23 protein-coding genes are annotated in these 22,521 nt (G+C 55.6%); 13 read left to right on the top strand and 10 right to left on the bottom strand.

Features of this window, described 5'->3' with window-relative positions:
* The first annotated feature begins 3 nt into the window (after positions 1–3).
* The 9 genes from TH25_RS07290 (at position 4) to TH25_RS07245 (ending at position 11,202) form a co-directional block, all read left to right on the top strand.
* Positions 4–2,271 carry a CHASE2 domain-containing protein gene (locus tag TH25_RS07290; RefSeq protein ID WP_114087756.1) on the top strand — a complete coding sequence of 756 codons (2,268 nt, stop codon included), beginning with the start codon at positions 4–6 and terminating at the stop codon, positions 2,269–2,271.
* Positions 2,272–2,393: 122 nt separating this feature from the next.
* Positions 2,394–3,410, top strand: coding sequence for a threonine aldolase family protein (locus tag TH25_RS07285; RefSeq protein WP_114087755.1), 1,017 nt, complete (start codon positions 2,394–2,396; stop codon positions 3,408–3,410).
* Between the two features lie 100 nt (positions 3,411–3,510).
* Positions 3,511–4,536: a threonine aldolase family protein gene (locus TH25_RS07280; RefSeq protein ID WP_114087754.1), complete on the top strand. Its 1,026-nt coding sequence runs from the start codon at positions 3,511–3,513 to the stop codon at positions 4,534–4,536.
* A 393-nt stretch (positions 4,537–4,929) separates the two neighbouring features.
* On the top strand, positions 4,930–6,537 hold the full coding sequence (locus TH25_RS07270; RefSeq protein WP_114087752.1) for an ABC transporter substrate-binding protein: 1,608 nt from the start codon (positions 4,930–4,932) through the stop codon (positions 6,535–6,537).
* A 129-nt stretch (positions 6,538–6,666) separates the two neighbouring features.
* Entirely contained in the window at positions 6,667–7,677 is a 1,011-nt protein-coding gene (locus tag TH25_RS07265; RefSeq protein WP_114087751.1) for an ABC transporter permease subunit, read from the top strand.
* Positions 7,678–7,691: 14 nt separating this feature from the next.
* Positions 7,692–8,636, top strand: a complete 945-nt coding sequence (locus TH25_RS07260) for an ABC transporter permease subunit (protein ID WP_114087750.1) — start codon at positions 7,692–7,694, stop codon at positions 8,634–8,636.
* Between the two features lie 6 nt (positions 8,637–8,642).
* On the top strand, positions 8,643–9,632 hold the full coding sequence (gene dppD, locus TH25_RS07255; protein WP_114087749.1) for a dipeptide ABC transporter ATP-binding protein: 990 nt from the start codon (positions 8,643–8,645) through the stop codon (positions 9,630–9,632).
* Positions 9,632–10,627, top strand: a complete 996-nt coding sequence (locus tag TH25_RS07250; RefSeq protein ID WP_114087748.1) for a peptide ABC transporter ATP-binding protein — start codon at positions 9,632–9,634, stop codon at positions 10,625–10,627. Before dppD ends, TH25_RS07250 begins: the two co-directional genes overlap by 1 nt.
* Before the next feature lie 224 nt (positions 10,628–10,851).
* Positions 10,852–11,202, top strand: coding sequence for a hypothetical protein (locus TH25_RS07245; protein WP_114087747.1), 351 nt, complete (start codon positions 10,852–10,854; stop codon positions 11,200–11,202).
* Between the two features lie 103 nt (positions 11,203–11,305).
* Here TH25_RS07245 and TH25_RS07240 read toward each other — a convergent pair whose 3' ends face one another.
* The 4 genes from TH25_RS07240 to TH25_RS07225 form a co-directional block, all read right to left on the bottom strand.
* A complete protein-coding gene (locus TH25_RS07240) occupies positions 11,306–11,950 on the bottom strand; it encodes a LysE family translocator (RefSeq protein WP_114087746.1) in 645 nt (214 codons plus the stop codon).
* A gap of 49 nt (positions 11,951–11,999) precedes the next feature.
* Positions 12,000–12,494: a cupin domain-containing protein gene (locus tag TH25_RS07235; protein ID WP_114087783.1), complete on the bottom strand. Its 495-nt coding sequence runs from the start codon at positions 12,492–12,494 to the stop codon at positions 12,000–12,002.
* Between the two features lie 106 nt (positions 12,495–12,600).
* Positions 12,601–13,149 (bottom strand): copper chaperone PCu(A)C, encoded by a 549-nt coding sequence (locus TH25_RS07230; protein WP_114087745.1) that lies wholly within the window; start codon positions 13,147–13,149, stop codon positions 12,601–12,603.
* A 40-nt stretch (positions 13,150–13,189) separates the two neighbouring features.
* Positions 13,190–13,738, bottom strand: coding sequence for a DUF2946 family protein (locus tag TH25_RS07225; protein ID WP_114087744.1), 549 nt, complete (start codon positions 13,736–13,738; stop codon positions 13,190–13,192).
* Positions 13,739–14,023: 285 nt separating this feature from the next.
* Between TH25_RS07225 and TH25_RS24875 the strand changes: the two genes are divergently transcribed.
* Complete coding sequence (locus TH25_RS24875; protein WP_181847450.1) at positions 14,024–14,500, top strand: DUF2867 domain-containing protein; 477 nt, start codon at positions 14,024–14,026, stop codon at positions 14,498–14,500.
* A 74-nt stretch (positions 14,501–14,574) separates the two neighbouring features.
* Here the strand turns inward: TH25_RS24875 and fumC are convergent, their stop codons facing one another.
* From fumC to TH25_RS07200, 4 genes are all read right to left on the bottom strand, one after another.
* Positions 14,575–15,966 (bottom strand): class II fumarate hydratase, encoded by a 1,392-nt coding sequence (gene fumC, locus TH25_RS07215; RefSeq protein ID WP_114087742.1) that lies wholly within the window; start codon positions 15,964–15,966, stop codon positions 14,575–14,577.
* A gap of 121 nt (positions 15,967–16,087) precedes the next feature.
* Positions 16,088–16,390, bottom strand: a complete 303-nt coding sequence (locus TH25_RS07210; protein WP_114087741.1) for a chorismate mutase — start codon at positions 16,388–16,390, stop codon at positions 16,088–16,090.
* Positions 16,391–16,497: 107 nt separating this feature from the next.
* On the bottom strand, positions 16,498–17,868 hold the full coding sequence (locus TH25_RS07205; protein WP_114087740.1) for a glutamate--cysteine ligase: 1,371 nt from the start codon (positions 17,866–17,868) through the stop codon (positions 16,498–16,500).
* Positions 17,869–17,879: 11 nt separating this feature from the next.
* Positions 17,880–18,680, bottom strand: coding sequence for a 16S rRNA (uracil(1498)-N(3))-methyltransferase (locus TH25_RS07200; protein ID WP_073953464.1), 801 nt, complete (start codon positions 18,678–18,680; stop codon positions 17,880–17,882).
* A gap of 58 nt (positions 18,681–18,738) precedes the next feature.
* Between TH25_RS07200 and ubiA the strand changes: the two genes are divergently transcribed.
* Both ubiA and TH25_RS07190 read left to right on the top strand, forming a co-directional pair.
* Positions 18,739–19,683 (top strand): 4-hydroxybenzoate octaprenyltransferase, encoded by a 945-nt coding sequence (gene ubiA / locus TH25_RS07195; protein ID WP_114087739.1) that lies wholly within the window; start codon positions 18,739–18,741, stop codon positions 19,681–19,683.
* 92 nt (positions 19,684–19,775) lie between these two features.
* Positions 19,776–20,483, top strand: a complete 708-nt coding sequence (locus TH25_RS07190; protein WP_114087738.1) for a class I SAM-dependent methyltransferase — start codon at positions 19,776–19,778, stop codon at positions 20,481–20,483.
* 44 nt (positions 20,484–20,527) lie between these two features.
* On the opposite strand, the gene TH25_RS07185 is transcribed toward TH25_RS07190, so the two are convergent.
* Entirely contained in the window at positions 20,528–21,289 is a 762-nt protein-coding gene (locus tag TH25_RS07185; RefSeq protein ID WP_114087737.1) for a hypothetical protein, read from the bottom strand.
* Positions 21,290–21,301: 12 nt separating this feature from the next.
* The gene (locus TH25_RS07180; RefSeq protein ID WP_114087736.1) at positions 21,302–21,658 is read right to left on the bottom strand and encodes a DUF4170 domain-containing protein; all 357 of its coding nucleotides are present in this window, start codon (positions 21,656–21,658) and stop codon (positions 21,302–21,304) included.
* Between the two features lie 245 nt (positions 21,659–21,903).
* On the opposite strand from TH25_RS07180, the gene TH25_RS07175 reads away from it, so the two are divergent.
* Entirely contained in the window at positions 21,904–22,374 is a 471-nt protein-coding gene (locus TH25_RS07175; protein ID WP_114087735.1) for a hypothetical protein, read from the top strand.
* Positions 22,375–22,521 lie beyond the last annotated feature (147 nt).

The raw sequence follows: 22,521 nt of genomic DNA, 5'->3' as shown, positions 1-22,521 counted from the left end.
TTCATGCGCAAAAAGCTGTCCGGCATTCTGCATTATCTGGTTCCGCTGCTGGTTCTGATGGCCTGTGTTGTTTTGCGCTGGCAGGATGTGCCGCTGGTCGGGCAGTTGCGCATGAATGTGTTTGATACCTATCAACGCATCGCCCCGCGCACATTTCAGGATGTCGGGGTGCGCATTGTCGATATTGACGATAAAAGCCTGGCCGAACTGGGCCAATGGCCGTGGCCGCGCACCCGCCTGGCCGAACTGATTTACAAATTGCGCATGGCGGGCGCGGCAGTTGTCGGTTTTGACATCATTTTTGCCGAACCGGACCGCACATCGCCAGACCGGGTGGTGGCAGACTGGCCGCAGGATGACAACACCGCCGAAATTCGCAAACTTGCCGCCAACCTGCCGGACCATGATGCCCTGTTTGCCCAGTTTATTGGCGGTGTTGGACAAATTGTCACCGCGACCCAGCTTACGGACGGGAAACTGGTTCATATTCCCCGGCAGGTCGGCAATTTTGCGATCGCCGGAGCACAAGGGCGCCATATTGCCGAATATATCCCCACCCTTTCGGGTGCGGCGACCAACCTGCCCGCAATCGAGGAGGCCGCAGCGGGCAATGCCCTGATCAATGTGACACCGGGAACAGATGGTATAGTGCGTCGCGTGCCCCTGTTACTGGCCCTTGATGCCAAACAGCCGGTAATTGGCAAGCCGGTTTATCCGACCCTGACGATGGAAATGCTGCGCGTGATGCAGGATGCCCCGCGCACCATGAATGTGCGCCTTTCCGGTGCCAGCGGGGCAGCAAGCTGGACCACATCGGACGGGGTGGATGCCATTCGTGTGGGGCAGTTAACCATTCCATCCGATGCCACAGGCAATATGTGGGTTTATTTCACCGGGCATGAACCGCAACGCTATATTTCCGCAGCCGACGTGATAAACGGCAATATACCCGAAGCTGCACTTCAGGACACGGCGGTTTTAATCGGCGCCAGTGCCGCCGGGCTGCTTGATTTGCGCTCCTCGCCGTTAAACCCGGTTTTGCCGGGGGTAGAGGTCCATGCGGAAATGATGGAACAGATGCTGTTGCAGGAATTTCTGTCGCGGCCCTACTGGGCGTCACAGGCAGAAACACTGGCGATTGTCATCATCGGCCTGTTTTTTGTATTTGCCATTCCGCGACTGGGGGCGCTTTGGCCCGCAATTGTCGGGGTCGCCCTGATTGGCGGTGCCGTTGGCTTTTCGTGGTGGGCCTTTCGCACCCATCACATGCTAATAGATCCGCTATATGCCAGCCTTGCGACCATTCTGGTTTATCTTTCGGGCAGCTTGATCGGCTTTATGCGGACCGAAGGCGAAAAACGCCAGGTGCGCGGGGCCTTTTCAACCTATTTGTCGCCTGCATTGGTAGAGCAACTTGCACAGCACCCGGAACGGTTAAAACTGGGCGGGGAAATGCGCGACATGACCCTGCTGTTTTGTGATGTGCGCGGCTTTACCACCATTTCCGAAAGCTTCAAATCCGACCCGCAAGGCCTGACCCAACTGATCAACCGCCTGCTGACCCCGCTTACAAGCTGTATTTTGCAGCGTGATGGCACCATTGATAAATATATGGGCGACTGCATCATGGCCTTTTGGAATGCGCCGCTGGATGTACCGTTGCACCCGGAAAAGGCCTGTGAATCCGCGCTTGCCATGTTTGTGGCCCTGCGTGGCCTGAATGCCGAACGCGCGGCCGAAGCAAAAGCCGACGGCAAAGCCTTTTTGCCGCTTAATATTGGTATTGGCATTAATACCGGCACCTGTGTGGTTGGCAATATGGGATCGGATCAGCGGTTTGATTATTCGGTGCTGGGCGATGCGGTTAATCTGGCCTCGCGGCTTGAGGGGCAATCGAAAAATTATGGCGTCGATATTGTGATTGGCCAGGAGACCGCCGCCAAGGTATCGCAGCGTTTTGCCGTTTTGCAACTGGACCTGATTGCCGTTAAGGGCAAAAGCGAAGCTGTCGAGATTTTTACCGTGCTGGGCGACCACGACCTGCGCACAAACAAGGACTTTGCCGCCCTGGCCGACACGCATGAGGCCATGATTAAGGCCTATCGCGCCCAAAACTGGGATCAGGTCGAAAATCTGCTGGCGGAGCTGCGCAAAAATACCGTCTGCGACCTTTCGGTTCTGTATGACATGTACGAGGAGCGCATTGCCGCCTTCCGGCAAACCCCGCCGGGGCCGGACTGGGATGGCGTGTTTGTTGCCACCAGCAAATAACACCTTTGCCAGGATCTCGCCAAACCCGCCAGCACCATACTGGCGGGTTTTGTTATGCTTGCAATTCGGCCTTTATCGGCCAATGGTAAAAGCAAACAGCCAGTTTATGTAAGCGGACCCAAATGAATTTTTCATCCGATAATGTGTCGCCGGTTTGCCCGGAAATCCTTGCCGCCATTGCCGCCCAGTCGGAAAAAAGCGCCCTGCCTTACGGGCAGGACGAAGAATCTGCACAGCTTGACGCCGCCTTTTCCAACCTGTTTGAAACCGACTGTTGTGTCATCCCGGTTGCCACGGGCACAGCCGCCAACCTGATTGGCCTTTCGGGGCTGGTGTCCCCCTATGGCGGGGTGGTGTGCCATCACGAAGCCCACATCAACCAGACGGAATCCACCGGTGTTGCCTTTTATGGTGGCGGGGCAAAATTGCTGACGATGGATGGCCCGTCGGCCAAGATCGAGGCAGGATCGCTGGATGCCTTTTTGAGCGCGCATCGCAATCGCCCTGTTCACGCCGTCGAGGCGGAATGTGTTGCCATTACCCAGGCCACCGAATTTGGAGCGGTTTACAGTGTTGCGGAAATTCAGGATATTGGCCGGGTTGCCAAAGAACATGACATGCGCCTGTTTATGGATGGGGCACGCTTTGCCAATGCCATTGCCGCGCTAGACTGCCACCCGGCGGAGATCACCTGGAAGGCCGGTGTGGATGTGCTAAGCTTTGGCGCGACCAAAAACGGCGCATTGGCGGTGGATGCCATTATCCTGTTTGACAAAACCCTGCGCAAGACTGCGGAAAAAGCCCGTAAACGTGGCGGGCACCTGTTTTCCAAACATCGTTATCTGGCCGTCCAGCTTTTGGCGTATCTGGAAAACGATTTGTGGCTGAAAAACGCCCGTCACGCCAATATGGCGGCAAAACTGCTGGCGCAATCGCTGGGCAGCCTGGGGGCCCGTGTGGCCCACCCGCCCCAAGGGAACGAACTGTTTATGTGGATCGAGGATGACCTGGCGGCGACATTGCAGGCGGCGGGTCTTGTCTTTCGGCCCTGGCCTGCCGTTGGCAAAGGGGCCTATCGCTTTGTCACCGCCTGGAACAGCCCGCTTGAGGATATTGCCAACCTGCCGCAAAATCTTTAGTCCCGTCTGACAAGTTTGCTGCACGTCATCGTCACCACCCGTCACCTCACGCCACCATCGCAACCATCGTCCCAACGCGCCACAACAGAAAGACCCCAAAATGAACTTTGCTTCTGACAATGTCACGCCGGTTTGCCCCGAAATTCAGGCCGCGATTGATGCACAATGCCAGGGCAACGCCCCGGCCTATGGCGGTGATGATGTTTCGGCAACGCTCGATCACGCCTTTTCCGAACTGTTTGATCACGAGGTTGCCGTTATTCCCGTTAGCACCGGCACGGCAGCAAACTGCATTAGCCTTTCCACACTGGTATCCCCCTATGGCGGCATCGTGTGCCACCACGAAGCCCATATCAACGAAGATGAATCCACCGCTGTGGCCCATTTTACCGGCGGGGCAAAATTGCTGCCCATGGATGGGCCGGCGGCCAAACTGGAGGCCGCAACCTTAAGCAGCTATCTGGAAAGCCGGGTGGATCGCGGGGTGCATTCGGTTACACCGGAATGTGTTGCGATAACCCAGTCTACCGAACTGGGCGGCGTGTATAGCAAAGCCGAAATCGCCGCGATTGGCGATGTGTGCCAGCAGTTTAACAAAAAACTGTTCATGGATGGTGCCCGCTTTGCCAATGCGGTGGCGGCGCTGGAGTGCCACCCGGCCGACATTACCTGGAAGGCCGGGGTCAACGCGCTCAGTTTTGGGGCCACCAAAAATGGTGCACTGGCTGTTGAGGCCATCATTCTGTTTGACACATCCCTGCGCCAAAAGGCCGAACTGGCCCGCAAACGCAGCGGTCATCTGCTCTCCAAACACCGGTATCTGGCCGCACAGCTTGCGGCCTATATCCAGGATGATCTGTGGCTTAAAAATGCGCGCAACGCCAATGAGGCAGCCAAGGCCCTTGCCGCCCTGCTGAGCGAACAGGGCGGTAAACTACTGATCGATGGGGCAGCAAACGAGCTTTTCATCTCTCTGCCCCCTGAAACGGCCGCCCGCCTGCGCGATCGCGGGCTGATTTTCCATAACTGGCCGTCCCTGGGGAGCAATGCGTATCGATTTGTGACAGCTTGGAACAGCGATATTGAGGCGATCATGGCCCTTGGAACGCGGTTAAAACAGGGCTGAATTTAACTAATTATCTGAAAAAAAGAACGAATCCCGACGCGACAGGAAAAATGGAAATGCGCCCCGTTTTTACATAACGGCGGCGCATTTTTACGTTGTGGCAAAAGCTGCCGCGAAAAAAACGCATAGCTGCCAACGAAAAAAATAGGCCATAATTTCATAAAAATAACAAACACTTGACATAAATTCATGTGTCCGCTTGCTTTTTTATATACGCAAAATCCCTCAGCAACCGTTGACGGTACGCAAAAACCCTGATTATTTTCGCACGACGATAACCAGCATTCGTGTTGGATCGGGTTAACCAGCCCGGACATGTTCCCCATCCCGGCAGCGGGTGAGACTGCGTGGTGATGATGACAGGTTCGGACCAGCCTTGAGGGAGGCATATACATGAAATCGACTTTGGTCAAAGCGACTTTGGGCGCGGCCCTTGTTGCGACGACGGCCTGGGCCGCACCGAGCGCCGCTTCGGCAAAAACCCTGGTTTATTGCTCGGAAGCAAGCCCGGAAGGCTTCAACCCGCAGCTTTACACCACGGGTACCACCTTTGATGCGACGTCAAAGAACATCTTTAACCGTCTGGTCCAGTTCAAGCGCGGCACAACCACCATTGTTCCGGGCCTGGCCACCAACTGGGATGTTTCGGCTGACGGCATGGAATACACCTTCCATCTGCGCAAAGGTGTGAAGTTTCAGACCACCAGCTTCTTCACGCCGACCCGCGATTTCAACGCAGATGACGTGATGTATTCCTTTGACCGCATGTGGGACAAAGACAACCCCTATCATGGCGTCAGCGGCGGCTCTTACGAATATTTCAACGCCATGTCGATGCCCGAACTGATCAAGGACATCGTCAAGGTTGACGATTACACCGTGAAATTCGTTCTGAACCGCCCGGAAGCACCGTTTATTGCCAATATGGCAATGGACTTTGCCTCCATCCTGTCGGCCGAATATGCCGATAAAATGATGGAAGCCGGCACCCCGGAACAGGTTGACCTGCAGCCCGTCGGCACCGGCCCGTTCCAGTTTGTTCAGTATCAGAAAGACGCCGTGATCCGTTACAAAGCCAACCCGGACTACTGGGAAGGCAAGGCACCGATTGACAATCTGATTTTTGCCATCACGCCGGACGCCACCGTGCGCTTCCAGAAGCTCAAGGCGGGCGAATGCCAGGTCGTGCCCTATCCGAACCCGGCCGACCTCAAGGCGATGGATGCCGATCCGTCCATCAACCTGATGAGCCAGGAAGGCCTGAACATTGGCTATCTGGGCTACAACACCGAAAAAGCACCGCTGGACAAAACCGAAGTCCGCAAGGCGCTGACGATGGCAATCAACAAGGATGCCATCATCGAAGCCATCTATCAGGGTGCCGGTACCAAGGCGAAAAACCCGATTCCGCCGACGATCTGGTCTTATAACAACGACGTTGTTGATGATCCCTATGACCCGGAAGCCGCCAAAAAGATGCTGGCCGATGCCGGTTTCCCGAACGGCTTTGAAACCGACATCTGGGCGATGCCGGTACAGCGCCCCTATAACCCGAATGCACGCCGCATGGCCGAAATGATCCAGGCGGACTGGGCCAAGATCGGCGTTAAGGCCAAAATCGTTTCCTATGAATGGGGCGAATATCTGGAACGCACCAAAAAGGGCGAACAGGGTACGTTCCTGATGGGCTGGACCGGTGACAATGGCGACCCCGACAACTTCCTGGCCGTTCTGCTGGGTTGTGATGCTGTTGGGTCGTCCAACCGTTCACGCTGGTGCAACAAGGACTTCGACGATCTGATTCAGCAGGCCAAGACCACGTCTGACGTTCTGGAACGCACCCGTCTGTATGAACAGGCACAGGTTGTGTTCAAAGAACAGGACCCGTGGGCAACCATCGCACACTCGATCGTGTTCGAGCCGGTTCGCGCTGAAGTCGAAAACTACAAGATTGACCCGTTTGGTGGTCACATCTTCTACGGTGTCGATATCAAGGAATAATCGCACCATCATCATGTCGAGAGGCCCGGTTTGCTCCGGGCCTCTTCGCATTCCCGGACAATACAAGAGAGAGAACGTTCAAGGGCGCACAATCTTTGCGTGCCTGAATGAGCAAAAAGGCCCCAAGGCATGCTAGGATTCTTTTTCCGCAGACTGGGTGACATCATCCCGACATTTTTCGGCGTCACGCTGCTGGTCTTCTTCCTGATCCGCCTCATTCCCGGCGACCCCATCCTGATGATGGCCGGTGAGCGCGGTGTTGATGCGGCGCGTTATGCGCAGCTAAAGGCGCAATACGGCTTTGATCAGCCCCTGATCATGCAATATTTCCATTATCTTCTGGGGGTATTCCAGGGCGATCTTGGCAAGTCCTTTGTGACGAAAAAACCCGTCCTTGAAGAATTCCTGACCCTGTTCCCGGCAACGGTTGAACTGGGTGTTGTCGCGATCCTGTTTGCGCTTGTCGTTGGCCTGCCGCTGGGTGTTATCGCCGCTGTCCGCCGGGGCGGCATTTTTGACTACACCACCATGACCGTTTCGCTTGCCGGATATTCGATGCCCATTTTCTGGTGGGCAACGATGCTGATCATGTTCTTTTCGGTCTTTCTGGGATGGACGCCGGTTTCCGGTCGCCTGTCGGTTCTGTATTTCATCGAACCGACCACCGGTTTCATGCTGATCGACACACTTCTAAGCGACCAGAAAGGTGCCTTCCTGGATGCGGTGGAGCATCTTATTCTGCCTGCCATTGCGCTGGGCACCATTCCGATGGCCGTGATTGCCCGCATGACCCGTTCCTCGATGCTGGAAGTTCTGCGCGAGGAATATATTCGTGTGGCCCGGGCCAAGGGGTTAAGCCCCGCCAAGGTTGTGATCGTTCATGCCCTGCGCAATGCCCTGATCCCGGTTGTCACCGTCATTGGCCTTCAGGTCAGCGTGCTGGTCGCGGGTGCCATTTTGACCGAAACGATCTTTTCCTGGCCCGGTATCGGCAAATGGATCGTCGAAGCGGTCAGCCGTCGCGACTATCCGACCATTCAGGGCGGGATTCTTCTGATCGCGATGATGATCATGATGGTCAATCTTATGGTGGATCTGACCTATAGCGTGATCAATCCCCGCATTCGTCACACGCGCTAAGGGATGGCAAAGTTATGAACACATCACCAAATCCCGCCACATCAACCGATCAGGACGATGCCGCCCTTCAGGAGCTTGAAGCCAGCATCGTGGCAAAGCCGCCCTCGCCGCTGGCCGAATTCTGGCATTATTTTCGGCAAAACCGGGGCGCGCTTGCGGGCCTGATCATCGTGGCAATCGTCGTTTTCCTGGCTGTCTTTGCCCAGGTTGTCGCCCCGCATGATCCGATCATTCAGGACCGGTCCGCCATTCAAATGCCGCCAGCCTGGCAGGAAGGCGGCAAAATGGAATATCTGCTGGGTACGGATGCCGTTGGCCGTGACATGGTGTCGCGCCTGATTTATGGCGCACAGCTTTCGGTTTTTATCGGCCTGTTCGTGGTCATCATTTCCGTTGTCTTTGGCGTGACCCTGGGTTTGTCGGCCGGGTATTTCCGGGGCTGGGTTGAAATTGGCATCATGCGGGTGATGGACATCATGCTGTCCATTCCCAGCCTGGTGCTGGCACTGGCAATTGTGACCATCCTTGGCCCCAGTCTGATCAATGCGATGCTGGCCATTGCGATTGTGCAGTTACCACATTATGTGCGCCTCACCCGTGCCTCGGTGATTTCGGAGCTGAACAAGGAATATGTCACCGCATCCCAAATTGCCGGTGCAGGGGCCTTGCGCCAGATGTTTGTCAACATCCTGCCCAATTGTGCCGCCCCGCTGATCGTGCAGGGCACATTGGGTATTTCCAACGCCATTCTGGATGCGGCCGCCCTTGGCTTTCTCGGCCTTGGGGCCCAGGCCCCGACACCGGAATGGGGATCGATGCTGGCAAATGCCCGCGAATTCGTGGGGTCGGCCTGGTGGATCGTCACCTTCCCCGGCCTGTGTATCCTGATCACCGTGCTGGCCTTCAACCTGATGGGCGATGGTCTGCGTGATGCCCTTGATCCCAAGATGAAGCGGTAAATCGTCATGGCATTATTAGAAGTAAAAAACCTGACGGTGGAATTTGGCTCGGAAAACAATCCCTTCCGTGCGGTTGATTCTGTCAGTTATTCGGTCGATCGCGGAGAAGTTCTGGGCATCGTGGGTGAATCGGGCTCTGGCAAGTCGGTAAGCTCGCTCGCCCTGATGGGGCTGATTGACTATCCCGGTCGCGTCACCGCCGACAGCCTGACCTTTGACGGGCAGGATTTGTTGCGCATGCCCGCCCGCCAGCGCCGCAAAATCACCGGCAAAGACATTGCCATGATTTTTCAGGACCCGATGTCGGCCCTTAACCCGTGTTACACGGTTGAAGCCCAAATCATGGAAGCCCTGAAGGTGCATGAAGGCGGTAATAAACGCCAGCGCCGGGAACGCACCCTTGACCTGCTCAACCAGGTCGGTATTCCCGACCCGAAATCACGCATGACGGCCTATCCGCACCAGCTTTCGGGCGGGATGAGCCAGCGTATCGTGATTGCAATGGCGATTGCATGTAACCCGCGCCTGCTGGTGGCCGATGAACCGACCACCGCCCTTGACGTCACCATTCAGGCCCAGATCATTGATCTGCTGTTGAAATTGCAGGCCGACAGTGACATGGCCCTGATCCTGATCACCCATGACCTGGCGCTGGTGTCGGAGGCAGCGGACCGCATTCAGGTAATGTATGCGGGGCAATTGTTTGAAAGTGGCCCGGCGGACGGCCTGTTTGCCGCACCGCGCCACCCCTATACCCAGGCACTGCTGGAGGCCCTGCCGGAACGGTCCGAAGGCCATGATCGCCTGCGTACCATCCCTGGCGTGGTGCCAGGCGCCCACGACCGGCCGGATGGCTGCCTGCTGGCACCGCGGTGCCGCTATGCCACCGACAAATGTGTGGCCCAACAGCCGCTGGTGGAAGACTATTACGGGCGCGATGTGCGGTGCTTCTATCCGCTTGATGATAACGGCCAGCCAACCGGGAGGACCGCATAATGAGCTTTCTTGAGTCAAAACCCGGTGTTGCCCTGATGGAAGGCGACAATCTGGCGCGGCATTATTCGGTCGGTGGCGGTTTGGGCAAACAGACCGCCACGGTCAAGGCACTGGACGGGGTTTCCTTTTCGCTTGAAGCCCGCAAAACCCTGGCGGTGGTCGGAGAATCGGGCTGTGGCAAATCCACCCTGGGCCGCCAGTTAACCCTGATTGAAAAGCCGTCATCAGGCGCGCTTAAAATCAATGGCGCGGCGGTTGGCAATCTTTCGGAAAAGGATGCCAAGCTGTTTCGCCGTACCGTGCAAATGATTTTCCAGAACCCTTACGGGTCGCTTAACCCGCGCAAGAAGGTCGGGCAAATTCTGGAAGAGCCGGTTTTGCTGAACATGGACAGGCTGGGCCGCAAGGAACGCCAGGAACGTGTGCGCGACACAATGGCCAAGGTCGGCCTGCGCCCGGAATTTTACGGGCGGTATCCGCACATGTTTTCGGGCGGGCAGCGCCAGCGTATCGCCATTGCGCGTGCGCTGATTCTGGAGCCAAAAGTCATTGTCGCCGACGAACCGGTTTCCGCGCTGGACGTTTCGGTTCAGGCCCAGGTTTTGAACCTGATGATGGACCTTCAGGACGAAATGAATGTCGCCTATGTGTTCATTTCGCATGACCTGTCAGTGGTGCGGCACATTGCCGATGACGTGATGGTGATGTATCTGGGCCGGGTGGCGGAAAAAGGCCCGACGGAGGATTTGTTCAACCGTCCGCTCCATCCCTATACCCGCGCACTTCTGGCATCGGCGCCAAAAATTGACCCGACCCAGCGGGTAAAATCCGAACCGCTGACCGGCGAACTCCCCTCGCCGATCAATCCGCCGTCGGGCTGTGCCTTTCATAAACGCTGCCCGTTTGCGACCGAGCATTGCGCCCAGGTGCGCCCGGAACTGCGCGTATTTGACGGCCGCGAAGTCGCCTGCCACCGGGTCGAGGAAATTTCCTGATTTCATACAATATCGGTGGTTAAACCATATTCCGAATTGAACGGAATAACGGGACGCAAAACATTTTGCGTCCCGTTATTTATTTTGCAAATGCCCGCAGAATATTTTCAAAGCCATGACATATGCGCTGCGAAACGAAATTTTTTGTTTCGCAACACATCATCCTGCGCCATAAATCCCCTGCATCGAGCTTAAGAATAAAAACAGCAAACACAGAGGATTACATGTTTATTATCTGGAGAGGATGGGGCATTTTACTGCCCTTGGGCGCGTTGGTTGGCGCAATGATCGCCATGTTTGCCTGCGCATTGCTGGAACAATTTGTTCCCCAACAAATATTCCCCGCGATTGTCGCCCTGGGTGCGACTCTGGCCGCGTTTCAAACCGTGCGCTGGCTGGAACGGTCCGACAAGGGCCGTGAATTGCGCGATGAAAAGACCGGGGAAATGGTGTTGCTCAAGCGCGGCGACAGCATCTTTTTCATCAAAGTACGGTATTGGGCCTATATTTTGGCCATTCTAACCGTGGTGGTATTCGTCACTTGCCTGATAAGCCTCTTTGGCAGCAGCACTTAAACCCGCAAGACAAACGGGCTGCCAAAACCGACAGCCCGTTTTCTCTACTTTACATCACCGGCAATGTTGTGTTCCGGTATCAGCCGTTTGCAAAGCCCCCCGACTAACGGCGCGCAGCGGCAAGCATCGCCCCCGCCCCCATCAGCACACCGCCGCTCACACGGTTTAAAATACGCAAATGCCGGGCAGAACGCACAAAGCCCTTTACCTGCCCGCCCACAAGGCCATAGGCCATTAAGACGCAGGCCTCCATTGCCAAAAACGTCACGCCCATAATGGCAAATTGCAAACCATAAGAATGCTGTGCCGTCAAAAATTGCGGGAAAAATGCCGTGAAAATAAGGATCGCCTTGGGATTCCCCATTGCGGTTAGGAACTCCCGCCGGGCCAGGTCAATGGCGCGCGGACGCCGCCCCAAAACCGCGTCTTCCGCGGGGTCCACATCGTCCGTATTTGCCGATGCAACAGTACTGCGCCAGGTTTTGATGCCCAGATAAACCAGATAGGCCGCCCCGGCCCATTTGATGACGACAAAGGCAAGTTCGCTGGTTGCCAGCACCACCCCCAGTCCGGTTGCTGTAATCGCAATCATCAGGGCAAATGCAAGCAAACGGCCAATGCCGCCAAAGGCAGAGGCCCCGACGCCATACCGTGCGCCATTAAACATTGCCATCAGGTTGTTGGGCCCTGGTGCAATGGACAGCGCAAAGGCGGCACCCATAAAAACCAGCCATGTATCAAACGACATTATTTTCCCCGATCCGTCGCAAATTTATTCCGATAATTGCGCCTTAAAATCAATCCCGGGTCAAGGCCGTTATCATATCGGTTGCCGCAGGCCAGCGGGCCACAAGGTCGGCGCGTTTGCCCATCGCAAAATCGGCAAAATCAAAACCCGGCGCGACGGTACAGCCCAGCAGGGCAAATGTGCCACCCGGTTTTAACCGCGCCCCCTGCCAGACATTTTTGGGCACCACCCTTTGCGGGCGCTGCCCGGCGGAAATGTCGGTGCCGATTTCCACAAGGTTGTGGCGGCCATCGGCAAAAAGCTGGAGTTGCTCCACCGCATCGCCCAGATAGAAATGAAAAATCTCGTCGGAGGTCAGAATGTGCATCCCCGAAAAGGTATCGGGGGTTAAAAGATAATATATCGCCGTACCGGTCGCGCGACCATCAGGATAGCGCCCGCCGGGATTGGTGGTTTCATCCGAGCGATAGGTTTCGGCATAATAACCGCCTTCGGGATGCGGCAAAAGGTTCAGCCGGGCAATCAGTTCGTCAATTGTGGGCATCGGGGCATCGTCCTGATCAGATAAAAAATCGATCATGACGACAAAAGGGAGGCAGTTCAATCCGCCTCCCCTTTCATCCTCAATCAACTGCCGCTCGTCACAGCCGTCAGTTTTTCATTTTACCCATGCCGCCAGAATGATCCATCGCGCCTTTCATGTCCGGTTTCATACCCTGTTTCATGTCCATTTTCATGGCACCATGAGAGGCCATTTTAGAGGCCTCATCCAGGGTCAGCACTTCGGCATCCACCGGCACATCCCCCGCCTTTTCAAATTGCAGGGTCAGGGCAATATGCTGCCCCGCCTTAAGCGGATCATGCAGCCCGATCAGCATGACATGATAGCTACCCGGTTTGAAGGCCACCGCACCGTGGGCTGGCACCTCCACCCCGCCGTCAACCTGGCGCATCTTCATCACATTGCCATCCATAATGTGGGTATGCAGTTCGGTTTTATCGGCAAGGCTGGATGTTGCCCCGATAATACGGTCCTCGGCACCGGCATTTTCAATAGTGAAAAACACGGCCCCGTTGGGAACCCGGCCAATGGATTCCTTGCTCCAGGCGTTGGAGATGGAAATATCACCGGCAAAGGCCGGAAAAGATGCCAGCAAAGCAGCCACAATCGCGGCTCCGGCAAAGAATGATTTACGCATGATGCTCTACCTGTCTGAATGTGAATAATTCCCGGGCTGTTCAGGCAGGAACGACAGGTGGCCCCCTTGCGGCGAAACCATAAATTGCCCTCACATGGCGCGCCCCCTTACCCGCAACCAGACGAATAATCCGGGTTTGTGCCACCGGATGGGACAGCAAAAATTCGGCGGTTAAAACCGGCAAGGCATGACAAAAGGCACAATGTGCACAAAAGGCATGAGAGGGCGCCGATTTGCCGTTTACCGGGGTGTTTTGGCCCTCGCTCGCCAGCGAAGACACACCACCCCGACGACTGGCGTTCCCCGACGCGTCCAGACGAACAGGCTGTATACCGCTGCCAGTACAGATATAAATAACATCCGAGGCAGCCGTTAACGAACCCGGCCCGCTGCCACCTGCCCCATGCAGGGCAAGCGGGACACCCGCCTGTGTCAGAGAGGCCAGCAAGACAACAAAAATCAGCCCCCACACCCGCAGACCATGTTGCGGGGAGCATTGAACACCATCGCGGGTGCGCCGCCCCCCTGCGCGCAATGCCAGGGGCACTGAGGCAGAGAACGGCCAGTATGCTGAAATTCCTGCTGTCATGGGACATGATATGCCCAATCGATGGTTGCCCGGCAATATCCTATATCAATTTGTCCCGCCGAAATTTTAATCAGCGCACTTTTGCAGCGATTTTTTACATGCCCATCTGAAAGGCCGGGACGTGCATTTTTTACACCTGCAATATCCCCGCCCGAGGCCACAACCCAAAAAGCGGCAAACAACCGCATAAAGACCAGACAAATCAGCATTTTATCGCTATGGTTGCCCGCATTTGATGCGACAGTTCCGTCTGACCGTATCGCCTTGTCCGAAAAGGAATGCCACATGGCCCAACCTTCTTTCGTTCCGGTCTTTCTGCCTCATGTTGCCATGCCAAATGCCGACTGGGCCGATGCCTTTGCCATTCGCACATCAAACAACGCCATCACGCCCGAAATGGCGGCGCATAAAATTATGGCATCCCGGCCAGACTGGGTGGTTCATTTAATGCGGTTTCGCGATCTGGTCGTCCGTCCGTTTGGTTTGAAATCTGGCGCAAGAGACAGCACGGATCCGAACATTATCGGTATTTTTCCCATCATGGCGCGATCTGAATCCTCGATCACGCTGGGCCTGGATGACAAGCACCTTGATTTCAGGCTGTTGGTGGAAGTTGAACATGACAGCCCCGACCAAACCCTGATCCGAGCCACAACGCTGACAAAGCGCCACAACATGTTTGGCCGGGCCTATCTGGCAACCATCATGCCGTTTCACCGGGTCATTGTGCCCACCATGCTTAAGGCGGCATTTCCGCAATAAAAATGGCCGGGCATTCACAACCCGGCCAAATAAAAGCTAAAATCGTTATCGCATCACGGCCCGGATACCGCCTGTCAGATCATATCCTCGGCGCGCACCAATTCATCAAATTTTTCGGCATCGAGATGCCCGAGCGCGATGGCGGCTTCCTTCAGGCTGGACCGGTCCTTATGCGCCTTTTTGGCAACGGCGGCGGCGTTGTCATAGCCAATATGCGGCGCCAGAGCTGTGACCAGCATCAGGCTTTGTTCGACATAGCTATTGATTTTTTCTTCGTCCGCCTCGATCCCGGCAATGCAATGATCGGCAAAGCTGACCGACGCATCGGCAAGCAGGCGAATGGATTGCAACAGGTTATAAATAATCACCGGCTTGAACACATTCAGGTCCAAATGCCCGTTGGATCCCGCCACCGAAACGGTAACATGATTGCCCATCACCTGGGCACAAACCATTGTCAGGGCTTCGGCCTGGGTAGGGTTAACCTTGCCCGGCATAATCGAGGATCCCGGTTCGTTGGCAGGCAAAATCAATTCACCCAGCCCGCAACGCGGACCAGAGCCCAGCAGGCGAATATCATTGCCAATTTTCATCAGGGATGCGGCCAGCACATTCATCACACCCGACATTTCAACACAGGCATCATGGGCGGCCAGGGCCTCGAACTTGTTGGCTGCCGTCTCGAACTTCAGACCGGTCAGACTGCTGATTTCCCGGGCGAACTGTTCATCAAAACCGTCCGGTGCATTCAGGCCGGTCCCCAGTGCCGTGCCGCCCTGGGCCAGTTTGGTCAGACGTTTCAGGGCATCCTCAATGCGGTCCAGGCCCAGTTCGATTTGGGCCGCATAACCGGAAAATTCCTGGCCCAATGTTACCGGCACGGCATCCTGCATATGGGTGCGGCCAATTTTGACGATCTTCCCAAAGGCCCTGCTTTTGGCCTCCAGCGTTTCGCGCAAATGACGCAGGGCAGGTTTGAGGCGTTCCTCGATCTCGATCACGGCGGCAATGTGCATGGCGGTCGGGAAACTGTCATTCGAGGATTGCCCCCGATTGACATGATCATTGGGATGGACCGGTTCACGCTGCCCCAGCGGCGCCCCCAAATATTCACAGGCGCGATTGGCAATCACCTCGTTGGCATTCATGTTGGTTTGCGTGCCACTACCGGTTTGCCACACCACCAGTGGAAAATGATCCGACAATTTGCCATCGGCCACCTCGCGGGCAGCGGCCTGAATAACATCGGCAATTTTCGGTTCGAGATTGCCCAAGGCCCGGTTGGCCCGTGCTGCCGCCAGCTTTTGCAGGCCAAAGGCGCGAATCAGGGCTTCGGGCATTTTTTCGCCGCCAATGCGGAAATTCTCACTTGAACGCTGGGTTTGTGCGCCCCAATACCGATCCGACGGCACCTGGATTTCGCCCATCGTATCCTTTTCAGTACGGGTGCTGGTTTGACTGGTCACAATAAAATCCTCCGTGTCAGAACATACTGACCGGGGCGGGAACCCGGCATTGCGCCAGATATAGTGCCGGGTTTTTCAACCGCCAGCGCCAGACAGGATTTTGTTGTTTCCGATCCGTAATTTAGCCGTCTTTTCGGATTTCATCCCATTTAACGAATTCATGGGCGATATAGTCTTCCATCATGAAGCGCCACAGCCGTTCAGCGATGTTTTCATCCAGTCCGTCAATTTTGCACTGGGCTTTGACCTTGGCAATCACATCTTCGATGCGGTCTTCATCACGCACCGCATCGCGGGACTGTTTGATGCGCGCCGCCTGTTCGATATAGCCCAGCCGTTCAGCCAACAAGCCAACCAAAACCCGGTCAAGACGGTCCACATTGTCGCGGACTTCCTGCATGGTTTCACATGGCACAGCTTTCATAACCCGGCATCCTCTTTCGGTGGGCAAACAGATTTGACGTAAAGCCTGATACAACAAGGGCGATGGATTTACCACCGCCCTTGAACCATTTTAATGCAGCCTTCAAATCAATAGGCGTATTCGCGAAACACCGGATCAACCGACCCTTCCCAACGGGTTTCGTAAAGATCAAGAAATTCATCAGCAAGCGTGCGGCCACTTTCGGCCACATCTTCCAGGCTTTCCAGAAAATGGCTTTCATCATCGCCATAACCATCCAGCTTGGCGCGGTTTTTAAGGCCCTGTTTGGCAATCGCCAGCACGTCCTTTGCCAAATCCTGCACGGTGCCGTTTTTAAACGGTGTCTGCATCCCAAGGCGCGGCACATCGTTACGCAGTGCTTCGCGTTCGGCAACGCTAAGTTCCTTGACCAGTTCCCAGGCGGCATCGAGGCTGGCACTGTCATACAGCAAACCAACCCACAGGGCGGGCAAGGCACAGATACGGCGCCACGGGCCCCCATCGGCCCCGCGCATTTCCAAAAACTTTTTCAGGCGCACTTCGGGGAAGGCCGTTGTCATATGATCCGACCAGTCATTCATGGTTGGGCGTTCACCTGGTAAAACATCCAGCTTGCCCGCCATGAAATCGCGAAACGATTTGCCAGACGCATCGATATATTTGCCGTCGCGATAGACAAAATACATCGGCACGTCGAGCATATATTCGACATAGCGTTCAAAACCAAAGCTGTCCTCGAACACAAAGGGCAGCATGCCACACCGGTCCGGGTCGGTATCGGTCCAGACATGGGACCGTGACGACAGATAGCCACTGGGTTTGCCATCGACAAAGGGCGATGCGGCAAACAGGGCGGTTGCCACCGGCTGCAATGCCAGGGACGTACGGAATTTATGCGCCATGTCGGATTCGGAGTCGAAATCCAGATTGACCTGGATGGTCGAGGTGCGCAGCATCATATCCAGGCCCAGTGTACCCACCTTGGGCATGTAGTTGCGCATGATGTCATAACGGCCCTTTGGCATCCAGGGGATGTCATCGCGCGCCCATTTCGGGTTATGCCCGACACCCAGCATATCAATATCCAGCCCGGCGCAAACTTCGCGAATTTCATGCAGATGCTGGTGCACTTCACCACAGGTCTGGTGAATGTTTTTAAGCGGCGCACCGGAAAGTTCGATCTGCCCGCCCGGCTCCAGCGAGACGGAACATTTATCCTTGGAAAGCGCAATCACCTTGCCATTTTCAAGGATCGGGTCCCAGTCAAACCGCTCGGCAAGCGCGGTTAGCAGGGCTTTGACACCCCGTTCCCCCTCATAGGGGATCGGGCGCAAATCTTCGCGGGTGAAGGCAAATTTCTCGTGCTCGGTTCCAATGGCCCAGTCACGTTTGGGTTTGCACCCGGACTCGAACCATTCAACAAGCTGCGCCCGGCTTTCAATTTCCGGGCTTTCCCCGGTAGCGGCACTGACACTCATAAGGGTCTTCCTTAATCTCTCGTGACGGGGCGGGTTGACCAGTCGCCGATCCGGTCCTGATAAACGGCCAATGCGGCAATGGCTGCCGTCTCGGCCCGCAAAATGCGCGGGCCAAGGCTGACAGCCGTGGCAAAGGACTGCTTTCTGATCCGGTCTATTTCATCTGGTGCAAAGCCGCCTTCGGGTCCTATCACGAGTGTATGGTTAACAACATTGTTGTTGTCGATAACCGAGCCAGCAGGTTTTGCCAAGGATTCTGTCAGGTATTCACCAATCGGTGATCCCGAGCCGGTTTCATCACAAAACAGCAAATGGCTGTTTTCCGGCCAATTTGCCAGCCAGTCATACAGTTTTACCGGCGCATCAATTTCGGGCACATCAAGGCGTTCGCTTTGTTCGGCGGCCTCTATCACCTGGGCCTGCAACCGGTCCAGGCGGACCTTGTCGGTAATGCTGTGCGCGGTAATAATCGGCATCAGGCGCGTCACACCCAGTTCAACCGACTTTTCAATCAGGAAATCCAGGCGCTGTTTTTTGATCGGCGCAAAGGCCAAAGCCGGGCCGGTGCTGTTTTGTTGGTCACGCAAGCGGCTTTCAACCGTAACAGCCCCCTTCTTTTTGCGCAGTTCGGAAATGGTGGCCAGCCATTCGCCATCGGCCCCATTAAATATTTTTACGGGTGTTCCGGGCTTGAGGCGCATGACATGTTCAAGGTAATGAGACTGTTCGGGTGACAATGCCATTTCCGCACCGGCGGTAATGGCATCGGAAACAAACAGTCTTTGGCGGGCGCGTGGTGTATCTTGGTGCATCGGGCCTTCCCGGAACAGATTTGAAACTGGCAAACATCTTACAGGGTTTAGGGGTATTATGGCACAGGTCAACCAACCGTTAAATCGGACGAAAAACGATATGCCGACCGATGGCTGGGTTGACAGATACATGCCCGCCCCCGTGCGGCCCTATCTAAAGCTGGCGCGCATGGACCGGCCAATTGGCACATGGCTTGTGTTGCTGCCCTGTTGGTGGTCCAGCGCGATGGCATCCGATGGGGCGCCAAACTGGGTGATGTTTGTGCTGTTTGCCATTGGTGCCCTTGTGATGCGCGGGGCAGGCTGTGTGGTAAATGACCTGGCCGATCGCAATTATGATGGCAAGGTAGAGCGCACCGCCACCCGGCCCATTCCCTCGGGCCAGGTTAAAATCTGGCAGGCCTTTGCCTTTTTGGGCCTGTTATTGCTGATCGGCCTTGCCGTGCTGGTGCAGTTTCGCATCGAGGCCATTATTGTTGGCATCTGTTCGCTGCCGCTGGTTTTTACCTATCCGTTCATGAAGCGGATTACCTATTGGCCCCAGGCCTTTTTGGGGCTGACCTTTAACTGGGGCGCGTTTGTCGGTTGGGCGGCCGTCACCGGCACCATCGCGCCTGCGGCGGTTGCAATGTATATTGGCGGCATTTTCTGGACGCTGGGTTATGACACCATCTATGCCCACCAGGACAAGGATGACGACATTAAAATCGGCGTTAAATCGCTGGCCCTTCGCCTCGGTGATGCCACGCCACAATGGGCGCTGGGGTTTTATTGCGTTACCACATCCATGCTGGCGATTGCGGGCGGGCTGGCCGGGCTGCACTGGGTTTATTTTCCACTTCTGGCCGTAAGCTGCCTGCATCTGGTCTGGCAGGTGAAAACGGTGGATATAAACGATGCCGCCAATTGCCTGAAACGGTTTAAATCGAACCGCGATTTTGCCCTGCTGGTCACGGCTGCCATCATCATTGCCAACGTGGTCGGCCATAGCGGGGCATTTTAAAGTATTTTGCCTTTCATCAGACTGTTGCATGACCCGTGCAAAACACGTAAGGGGACGCAGCTTTATCGCGGTAACACAGGAAAACGCGCACAATGGAAAATGTCTTTGCCGATGCGCTGGTGCCCCGGGTGGATGATCCGCAATTTGCCGATCTGATTGCCACCTTTACCGTTCCGGCACGTGTGCCGCTGGCACCGGAAATTGAAATGTATCTGGCAACGCACATCACGCCGCTGTGGCAGGCGACTGAGGATATTTTGGGCGTGCTGGATATTCCGCCGCCCTTTTGGGCCTTTGCCTGGCCCGGCGGGCAGGCCATTACCCGCTATATCCTGGATAACCCCGATCTGGTGCGCGGGAAAAAGGTGCTGGATTTTGCCTGTGGCGGGGGGATGCAGGCGATTGCCGCGGTCATGATGGGGGCCACCGACGTGACCGCAAACGACATTGACCCGGTTGCCATTACCGCCACCCGGCTCAATGCGGCCCGCAACAATGTCAGCTTTGCCACCGTAACCGATAATCTGGTGGGTGAAAACGGGCCGGAAAAACGCTGGGACGTGATTTTCGCCGGCGATGTCTGTTATCAGCAGGACATGGCCGATGCGGTGTTGCAATGGCTGATGGGGGAAGCGCTGCTGGGCACGCGGGTGATCCTGGCGGACCCGGGCCGCACCTATGCCCCGACGCGCAATATTGACGAGCTGGAAACCTATGACGTGCCGGTTGATGTTGCCGTCGAGGATAAAGAAAGCAAATTTACCCGCGTATGGCAATTACTGCCGGATCGGGGCTTTTAACCAGCCGGTTTTAACAGGGCTTGATACCCCCGGTCACACCATTGTCAGGCCGTACGCCTGCCGTTCTGTGCGCGCCGGAACGTTTCGTCATCAATAAGACGCAAGATAAAATCGGGGTGGGCAACCTGCCCGGCGCGCCGGGCAACATATTGCAGCATTTGCCATTGATTGCGTTCGGGAAACTGGCGGTTTTCAACCTTGATATCGGCAAGGGTAAAAATATCGCCCGTCGAAAACTCGACACCATAACGCGCAATATAAGCCCCGGCCCGGCGCACCGTCAGCCCGCAATCCAGAGTAATGCCCGCCGCCGGAATTTGCCGGTAATCATAATGATCCCCCAGGCTTTCGGTGGCGTGCATGTGATGAAGCTGATCGGGCAGCAACCAGTTTATCGCCACCCGCACCACCGTGCCCGGTGATGGCAAAATGGTCGCGGGAACCGCGCCATAACTGGTAAGATGGGCACAATAAACAATATCGTAATTTTCCATCCAGCCCATTGTCACCGGAATTTCCGTATTGCCGGAAAACCGGGAAAATTTGCGCGCCAACTGGCGCGGAGACCGGTTAGACCCCGCCGCAATCACCGGGACGCGCCCGCCAACAAAACGATCAATATAATGATCGAACCTGCCGCGCGTATAAAGCGGGGTTACGGCGCGGTTGCGCAAAACATAGTCATGGTCCGGTGCAGCATAGGGATATAAAAGCGCGCGCAGAAGTTCCTGCGCGCGCGGATGGCCTTCAACCTGATGGCGAAGATGTTCATCTTCCAGAAAATGCGTGTCCGAAACCGCAAACATGTGTTTCGGCCGTCAGCCTTCGACAACACGATAACGGTAATTGCAGTCGTCAACATGCTGCCAGGCCAGTTTCGACCATTCTTTTTCGGCCTGCTCGAAGCTGGTAAAGGGACCGTGGCGTTCTTCCGAACCGCCAACCGGCTTTTCAAAGCTGGTATCTTCATATTCACCGCCGACGACCCAGTATTCGTCCAGCCGTTCGATACGATAACGCGAATTGGCATCGTCAACCGACTGCCAGGCCAGTTTCGACCATTCTTTTTCGGCGTCTTCAAATGTTCCGAACGGGCCTACTCTGGTTTCGTCGCCAATCGGCTTTTCAAAACCGGTATCCTGATAGGTGCCCCCGATAACCCAGTAATTGGCCATCTGTGCGTCCTTACGTTGTCTTGATGATGTGAAATACCGCATTCGTGGGAAATGCGACCGATTCCGACCACTGTATAACCAATCGAGATAAGAACCAAAACCGACAATTTCAATAATATTGCCATGCAAGTGACGCATGACCGTCGCGGAATCGACAAGTTTACAGGCAAGTCTTTCATATACGGCGCGTTTGAAAACAAACCGCCCCGGAACTTGTTTCAAACAACAGAACAAGGAAAAGAATAATGCGAGCAAAGCAGATTAAAAAAGCCGGTATGATTGGCGTCATTTCGCTGGGGGCCGCGATAACCCTTTCGGCCTGCGGATCAACCACCACCGTTAACAGCACCGACATCGACGTTGACAGCACCGACATGACCGAGGCCGGAACCGTGCTGGTCAATCAGGGCTATCAGCCCCTGACGGGAACAGCGCTGGTATCGGCGATCAATAATCGCACCTTTTCCTATCGGGATGGCGATGAAGATGCCAATGTGAATGTCACCTATTTTGAAAATGGTGTCGCTTCCCTGACCTGGAACGACGATGACGGGGATCGCGGCATGAAAAAACGCCTGTGGACCGTCGAGCAAAGCAAATATCTGTGCCTGTGGGATCGCAGCGAAGATGACGATTGCGCCACTGTTTATACCAAGGCCGGGCAGCTTGCCACCGTCGACAATGATGGTGACGTTCGTTATATGACCCAGTCATAAAGCCCCTGCCCATCGGGCGTTCCACACAGGCCGCCCCCAATGCGGCCCCAAAACCATTCCCGTGCAAACCGGTTTTGCACGGGAATTTTTATATGCCCGGGCAAACACGCCACATACTGGACAAGTCCCGCGCATCGTATTACCACC

This window comes from Thalassospira profundimaris, assembly GCF_003326755.1.
In the GTDB taxonomy this organism is placed as follows: Bacteria; Pseudomonadota; Alphaproteobacteria; order Rhodospirillales; family Thalassospiraceae; genus Thalassospira; species Thalassospira profundimaris_B.
The sequence above is the reverse complement of the archived record's forward strand: the minus strand, read 5'-3'. Positions and strand labels throughout refer to the sequence as shown.